Source organism: Bacillota bacterium (genome assembly GCA_036504675.1).
GTDB lineage: Bacteria > Bacillota > Sulfobacillia > JAJYWN01 > JAJZPE01 > DASXUT01.
The window spans coordinates 21,656-27,655 of record DASXUT010000018.1 but is presented as its reverse complement, the minus strand read 5'-3'; the positions used below and the strand labels follow the sequence as shown (position 1 = coordinate 27,655).

At 65.6% G+C, this 6,000-nt stretch carries 4 protein-coding genes; 3 read left to right on the top strand and 1 reads right to left on the bottom strand.

What is annotated here, in order from left to right:
* Positions 1-161: 161 nt before the first annotated feature.
* The gene (locus tag VGL40_01405) at positions 162-2,261 is read right to left on the bottom strand and encodes a heterodisulfide reductase-related iron-sulfur binding cluster (protein ID HEY3313927.1); all 2,100 of its coding nucleotides are present in this window, start codon (positions 2,259-2,261) and stop codon (positions 162-164) included.
* 492 nt (positions 2,262-2,753) lie between these two features.
* Here VGL40_01405 and VGL40_01400 point away from each other — a divergent pair, with 492 nt between their 5' ends.
* From VGL40_01400 to VGL40_01390, 3 genes are read left to right on the top strand one after another with little or no spacing between them, the layout of a single operon-like run.
* Positions 2,754-3,620: an electron transfer flavoprotein subunit beta/FixA family protein gene (locus VGL40_01400; GenBank protein HEY3313926.1), complete on the top strand. Its 867-nt coding sequence runs from the start codon at positions 2,754-2,756 to the stop codon at positions 3,618-3,620.
* A complete protein-coding gene (locus VGL40_01395; protein ID HEY3313925.1) occupies positions 3,617-4,687 on the top strand; it encodes an electron transfer flavoprotein subunit alpha/FixB family protein in 1,071 nt (356 codons plus the stop codon). Before VGL40_01400 ends, VGL40_01395 begins: the two co-directional genes overlap by 4 nt.
* Positions 4,684-5,988, top strand: a complete 1,305-nt coding sequence (locus tag VGL40_01390) for an FAD-dependent oxidoreductase (GenBank protein ID HEY3313924.1) — start codon at positions 4,684-4,686, stop codon at positions 5,986-5,988. Before VGL40_01395 ends, VGL40_01390 begins: the two co-directional genes overlap by 4 nt.
* Positions 5,989-6,000 lie beyond the last annotated feature (12 nt).

The window sequence follows — 6,000 nt, the reverse complement described above, 5'->3', positions numbered from 1 at the left end:
CGCCTACTGGCGCGCCCAGGGCCTCAAGAGTCTCACCGAAACCTACCTAAACCTTCGTCAAGCTTGATGAACCGCCGGATGCGGACCCGCATGTCCGGTGGTGTGGGAGGACGGCGGGGCGAACCCGCCTCCTACCCGATTATTGGCTTAGCCCTCAGACACTACTCCTTCAACCTCGCCGCCACGACCTCAGCCAGGTCGATGGTCCTCATCTTCTCCTCGAGGCTCTTGTTCTTGATCCCGTCGCTGAACATCGTCAGGCAGTAGGGGCAGGCGGTGACGACCGTCTCGGCCTTGACCTCGGCCGCCTGGTCGACCCGTAGCTCGTTGATCCGCTGGCCCTGGGATTCTTCGAGCCACATCCGGCCGCCGCCGGCGCCGCAACAGAAGCTCTTGGCGTGGTTCCGCCGCATCTCGACGAAGCGGCCGTTGTCGGCCAGGGCGCCCTTGACAATCTCCCGCGGCTGGGCGTAGAGCGAGTTGTAGCGCCCGAGGTAGCAGGAGTCGTGGTAGGTCACCAGGCCGCTCAGCCTGCCCTGGCCGTTCAGACTCAGCTTGCCGTCGGCCAGCAGCTTGGCGATGAACTCGGAGTGGTGGATCACTTCGAAGTCCCCGCCGAACTGCGGGTACTCGTTCTTCAGGGTGTTGTAGCAGTGGGGGCAGGTGGTGACGATCTTCTTCACCCCGTACTGCTTCATCACTTCGACGTTCTCCTGGGCGAGCATCTGGAAGAGGTACTCATTGCCCAGGCGCCGGGCCGAGTCGCCGCAGCACTTCTCGTCGGTGCCGAGGATCCCGAAATTGACCCCGGCGGCCTTGAGGATCTTGACGAAGGACGTGGCGACCTTCTTGTTCCGGTCATCGAAGGCCCCGGCGCAGCCGACCCAGTAGAGGACGTCGACCGCCTCGCCCCCGGAGAGCTTCCTGACCCCGAGGTCATTGGCCCAGTCGGCGCGGTAGCCGGCCCCGATGCCCCACGGGTTGGACTGGTTCTGGATGTTCCTAAAGGCCCGGTCGACCTCGGGCGGGAAGCGCATCTCCATCAGGGAGAGGTACCGGCGCATGTCGACGATCTTATCGATGTGCTCGACGTAGACCGGGCACTGCTCGTCGCAGGCGCGGCAGGTGGTGCAGGCCCAGATGTCCTCGTCCTTGATGACCTCGCCGACCATCGCCTTGGCCGGAGCCGCGGGCCCGGCATCCGCCGTCGCCGCCGCCTCTCCGCCGGCGGTCCCGCCGCCGGCCGCCGCCTTGGCTGCCCTGGCCGCCGCCGCCCTGGACTTGATCAGGCCCGGCCCAACCTCCCAGAGGTGGGTCTTGAGATCTTGGATCAGGGCCTTGGGAGAAAGTCCCTTGCCGCTCAGGTTGGCCGGGCAGTTGTCCTGGCAACGCCCGCAGCGTGTGCAGGCGTCAGTATCAAAGAGCTGCTTCCAGGTGAACTCCTCGACCTTGGAGACACCGAAGGTCTCGGAGTTCTCGATGTCCACCTTGGGCAACGCGCCGTAAGCCACGAAGCTCCGGAAGAACTGGTTGAGGTGCGAGGCGAAGATGTGGAACAGCTTGGAGAAGGGGAGGTAGGCGACGAAGCCGGCGCCGAGGAACATGTGGAACCACCAGAGGAGACGGTGCGTCACCTCAATGCCCGCCGCGCTCCAGCCGAGGGCCAAGAAGAGGGAAGCGACCGCGTTCCCCACCGGGGCCCAGGCCGCCCATTCATCGCCGACGGCGGCGATACGCAGGCCCTGAAGGAGGTAGCCGGTCAGGAGGATGGCCAAGAGGCCCCACAGGACGACGGTATCATCCCAGGTGTTGTCGAGCCGCTTTGGGCGGGTCACATAGCGGCGCCAGATGGCCATCAGGACGCCGGCGATGGCAATCAACCCGAAGATGTCAAGGGCCAGCGAAAGGAGGAGATAGAAGGTCCCGAAGAGGGTGTTGATCCCCAGGTCGGCCTGGGCGGCGACGAAGAGCGTTCCGATGAAGAGGACGACGAATCCCCAGAAGATGGCGAGGTGCATGATTCCGGGGTAGGCGTCTCGCAACAACCTGACCGGGATCAAAACGTCGACGATGGCCGTCTTGATCCGCGGCCAGAGCGACTTCCATTGCCAGAAGTCTTTGAAGCGCTCATCGGCCTTGCCCAGGCGCCACATCTGATAGCGGCGATAGAGGCCCCAGACAAAGAGAACGGCAAAGGCGAGAACGAAGAGGTACATAAAAAGATGACCGGTGATGTTCCAGTAGAGTTCCCTTGTCGGCATGCTGCTCCCCCTTGCTAATCCTTCGGTCACACCGGTCCGGCGAGTTGGTCGAGACGTCCGTGCCGGCGGCCGGCAAATTCAATATACATCGTGCCAAGCTGGGCTGTCTATGGTGTGACAATGGTGATGCAGACGATGAATGAGGATGGCCACGGCCAAGCACCGATGCCCGCGGGAATATTATTCGGGCTCCCCTTGGCCATTCCTTCCAGGAGCAAAAGTTTCCCTGCGAAACTAATCCGAATCTTCGGAGCGGCCCTCCAGACCTCACAATTCTAGTAGACATATATCTACACAAAGATTGCTCAGCCTGGCCGGCGCCCTCGGCGCTGCGCGGTCGGCCGGGTATCGCCGGGGGAGCCCTCACCCCCGGTTAAGAAAAACACCATCTACCTCAAGAGGAAATCCCATCCAAGGAGCGAAAATTGCTCGGACCAGGGCTTCCGAATCATCCACCGGGACCCTTCAAAGAATAGGTCCGGAGGTGCGACCTTGCACGCAGTCGTCTGTCTGAAACAGGTCCCCGACACGACCGAGGTCAAGATCGACCCCAGCACCGGCACGCTCGTCCGGGCCGGGGTACCCTCGATCGTCAACCCCTATGACGCCCACGCCCTCGAGGCGGCCCTGCGGCTGAAGGACCAGTTCGGGGGCAAGGTCACCGTGGTCAGCATGGGTCCGCCCCAGGCCTCGCAGGCCTTGAAGAAGGCCGTCTCGCTGGGGGCCGATGAAGCCATCCTGCTGACCGACCGGGTCTTCGCCGGTTCCGATACCCTGGCCACCAGCTACATCCTCACCCAGGCCCTCCTCAAGCTGGCCGAGAAGGATCCCATCGACGTGGTCTTCTGCGGGAAGATGGCCATCGATGGCGATACCGGCCAGGTCGGGCCGGGCATCGCCACCCGCCTCGACTACGAGCAACTGACCTACGTCTCGGACATCGGGAAGCTCGACGCGGAGAAGCGGGAGATCACCGTCTGGCGGGCCCTCGGCGACGGCAAGGAACAGGTCAAGACCCGTCTGCCGGCTCTGCTCACGGTGACCGACGAGGTCAACGACGTCCGCTACGGCTCCTTCCCCGACCAGGTCCGGGCGGCCCGGTACGAGCCGATCACCTGGACCAAGGACGACCTCCATTTGGACCTGGCCCGGTGCGGGCTCAAAGGCTCGCCGACCACGGTCAGCAAGGTCTTCACCCCGCAGGCCCGGGTCAAGCGCCAGACCGACCTGATCCCCGACGGTTTAGAGAAGCCCGGGGAGGCGGCCGAGGCCATGGCGGCCAAGCTCTTCGGCCTCCCGCCGGTGAAGAAGGGCATCGCCGAAGGGCGCGCCCTGGCCAAGGAGGTGGCCGGCCGATGAGCCCCGGCGAAATGAAGCCCGAAGTCGCGCAAGCCATGGCCGACCCCGCCAAGTCCCAATACAAGGGCATCTGGGTCTACCTCGAGCACGCTGAGAAGACCCCGGCCCCGGTCTCCTGGGAGCTCATCGGCGAGGCCAGGCGGCTGGCCAAGGACCTGAAGGCCGAAGTCTCCGCCGTCCTCCTCGGTCACGACGTCAAAGCTATGCCCGAGGAGGCCTTCGCCTACGGGGCCGACCGCGTCTACCTGGTCCAGTCCCCGGTCCTCCGCGACTACCGGACCCGTCCCTATGCCCGGGTCGCGGTCGAGCTGGTCGAGAAGTATCACCCGGAGATCTTTCTCCTCGGCGCCACCGCCCAGGGGCGGGACCTGGCCTCGACCGTCGCCACCAAACTGGCCACCGGCCTCACCGCCGACTGCACCTCGCTGGACATCGACCAGGAGACCAAGGACCTCCGCCAGACCCGTCCGGCCTTCGGCGGGAACATCATGGCTACCATCCTCTGCAGACACCGCCGTCCCCAGATGTCGACCGTCCGCCCGCACATCATGCCCATGCCCGAGCGGGAGGAAGACCGCCATGGGGAAGTGGTTGAGGACGAGTTCCAGATGGCCGAGGAGGAAGTGGCCGAGAAGGTCCTCACGTTCGTCCGCAAGAAGACCGAGGGGATCCCGCTGGAGCAGGCCGACATCGTCGTCTCCGGCGGTCGGGGGACGGGGGGCGCCGAGGGCATGGATAAGATCCGGCGCCTGGCCGAGGCCCTCGGGGCGGCCGTCGGGGCCTCGCGGGCGGCCGTCTCCAACGGTTGGATCGGTCAGGACCATCAGGTCGGGCAGACCGGCCAGACCGTCCGGCCCAAGCTCTACATCGCCTGCGGAATCTCCGGCTCCATCCAGCACCTGGCCGGCATGCAGAGCTCGGAGCTAATCGTGGCCATCAACAAGGACCCCAAGGCGCCCATCTTTGAAGCCTCGGACTACGGCCTCGTCGGCGACCTCCACCAGGTGGTCCCGGCCTTGACCAAAGCCTTCGAGCGGCTGATCGAGGGGCAGGAGGCGAGACCATGAACGAGCGTTTCGACGTCATCGTCGTCGGTGCCGGACCGGCCGGGTCCGCCGCCGCCCTCACCTGCGCCCGCGCCGGCCTGAAGGTCCTGGTCATCGAGCGCGGCGAGTTCCCCGGGGCGAAGAACGTCATGGGCGGGGTCCTCTATCGGCACTCCCTGGAGGAGCTCATTCCGGGCGCGGCCAGGGAGGCCCCCATCGAGCGGCCGGTCATCGAGCAGAACATGTGGGTCTTGGGGCACGACTCGGTGGTCAAGGTCGGCCACCGCAGCGCCGAGCACGCCGTCGAGCCCTACAACGCCTTCACCGTCCTGCGGGTCAAGTTCGACCAGTGGTTCGCCGCCCAGGCCGTCAAGGCCGGCGCCCTCCTCGTCTGCGAGACGCTGGTCGACGACCTCCTCTGGGAGAACGGCAAGGTCGTCGGGGTGCGGACCGGACGTCCCGACGGCGACGTGCGGGCCAACGTGACCATCGTCGCCGCCGGCGTGAACTCGCTGAGCTCGCTCATCCCGCGGTTCGCCGACGGTCGGCTCGGCCTGAAACCCGAGCACGTGGCCCTGGCGGCCAAAGAGATCATCGCCCTGCCGAAGGAGAAGATCGAGGACCGCTTCAACCTCCCGGCGGGCATGGGGGCGACCATCGAACTGGTCGGCGAGGCCGTCGGCGGCCTGACCGGCACGGCCTTCATCTACACCAACAAAGAGACCATCTCCATCGGCAACGGGGCGATGCTGTCCGACGTGATCAAGGCGGGGGAGACCCCCAACAACCTCATCGAGACGCTGAAGGCCCACCCGGCCATCAAACCCCTCATCGCCGGCGGCGAGACCAAGGAATACCTGGCCCACCTGATTCCCGAGGGCGGCTACAACGCCGTTCCCAAGGTCTTCGACCACGGCCTCCTGGTCTGCGGCGACGCCGCCATGCTGGTCAACTCCGTCCACCGGGAGGGCTCGAACCTGGCCATGGAGAGCGGGCGGATGGCCGGCGAGACGGCCGTCGAAGCCCACCAGCGCGGCGACTTCTCGGCTTACGTGATGTCGCTCTACCGCCATAAGCTGGAGGAGAGCTTCGTCCTCAAGGACCTCAGGCACTACCGGCGGGTCCCGTCGTTCTTCGAACACAACCCGCACCTCTTCACCCTCTATCCGGACCTGGCCAACCGGGCCGTGACCGAACTCCTCACCGTCGACGGCGTCCCCAAGCAAGAGAAGGTCCGCAAGATCATCAAGATGGTCACCGAGCGGCGCTCCGTCTGGCAGCTCCTCCGCGACCTCAACCAGGCCCGGCGGGCGCTGTTATAGACCAGCAACGGC

Coding starts and splice junctions, on each gene's coding strand:
- VGL40_01405 (HEY3313927.1), bottom strand. CDS start 2,261: ATGCCGACAAGGGAACTCTACTGGAACATCACCGGTCATCTTTTTATG.
- VGL40_01390 (HEY3313924.1), top strand. CDS start 4,684: ATGAACGAGCGTTTCGACGTCATCGTCGTCGGTGCCGGACCGGCCGGG.
- VGL40_01395 (HEY3313925.1), top strand. CDS start 3,617: ATGAGCCCCGGCGAAATGAAGCCCGAAGTCGCGCAAGCCATGGCCGAC.